1 protein-coding gene is annotated in these 1,121 nt (G+C 67.5%); it reads left to right on the top strand.

Annotated elements, in window-relative coordinates; translation table 11 throughout:
• Positions 1-133: 133 nt before the first annotated feature.
• Positions 134-1,096, top strand: coding sequence for a glucokinase (locus tag G3436_RS25970; RefSeq protein ID WP_163951116.1), 963 nt, complete (start codon positions 134-136; stop codon positions 1,094-1,096).
• The last annotated feature ends 25 nt before the right edge of the window (positions 1,097-1,121 follow it).

The raw sequence follows: 1,121 nt of genomic DNA on the forward strand, positions 1-1,121 counted from the left end.
CCCGCGAGCTGCCAGCGGCGCCGCTGGGCAATGACCTGGGGTGCGGGCGCGAACTGTTCGGCTTCCTGCGGGTGGCGCTGAGCTCGGCCGAGCAGGGCGCCAGTGCCTTTACCTCGGCATTGGAGACCTTCAAGTGAACGTCGCCCTGGTGGGGGATATCGGCGGTACCAATGCACGCTTCGCGCTGTGGAAGGGCAACCAGTTGCACAACGTGCAGGTGTTCCCCACGGCCGATTACACCAGCCCCGAGCAGGCCATCGGCGTGTACCTGGCCGCCCAGGGCGTGGCCAGGGGCGAGCTGGCGGCGGTGTGCCTGGCGGTGGCCGGGCCGGTCAGTGGCGATGAATTCCGCTTCACCAACAGCCACTGGCGCCTGAGCCGCAAGGCCTTCTGCGCCGCCCTGCAGGTGGAGCACCTGCTGTTGATCAACGATTTTAGCGCCATGGCGCTGGGCATGACCCGCCTGCAGCCCGACGAGGTGCGCAGCGTGTGTGCCGGTACGCCGGACCCGAGCCGCCCGGCGGTGGTGATCGGCCCGGGCACCGGGTTGGGCGTGGGCACGCTGCTCAGCCTGGGTGACGCCCGCTGGATGGCGTTGCCGGGCGAAGGCGGGCATGTGGACCTGCCGGTGGGCAATGCACGCGAGGCCGCGATTCGTCAGCAGATCGCCCTCGATACCGGGCATGTGAGTGCCGAGACCGTGCTCAGTGGCGGTGGCCTGTTGCGTTTGTACCACGCCATCTGCGCGCTGGACGGGCATGCCCCGGTGTTGACCACGCCGGCCGAGATTACCGAGGTGGCACTGAACGATGACCCGCTGGCACTGGCGGTGATCGAGCAGTTCTGTTGTTTTCTCGGACGGGTAGCGGGTAACAACGTGTTGACCCTGGGCGGTCGCGGCGGGGTGTTTATCGTCGGCGGGGTGATCCCGCGGTTCGCCGAATTGTTCCTGCGCAGCGGGTTTGCCGCCAGTTTTGCCGACAAGGGCTGCATGAGCGCCTACTTTGAAGGGGTGCCGGTGTGGCTGGTGACGGCGCAATATTCCGGGTTGGAAGGGGCAGGGGTGGCGTTGCAGCAGAGGCTCTGTGCTGTCTGAGCCGGCCTCTTCGCTGGCAAGCAGC

The organism is Pseudomonas brassicae, assembly GCF_010671725.1.
GTDB lineage: Bacteria > Pseudomonadota > Gammaproteobacteria > Pseudomonadales > Pseudomonadaceae > Aquipseudomonas > Aquipseudomonas brassicae.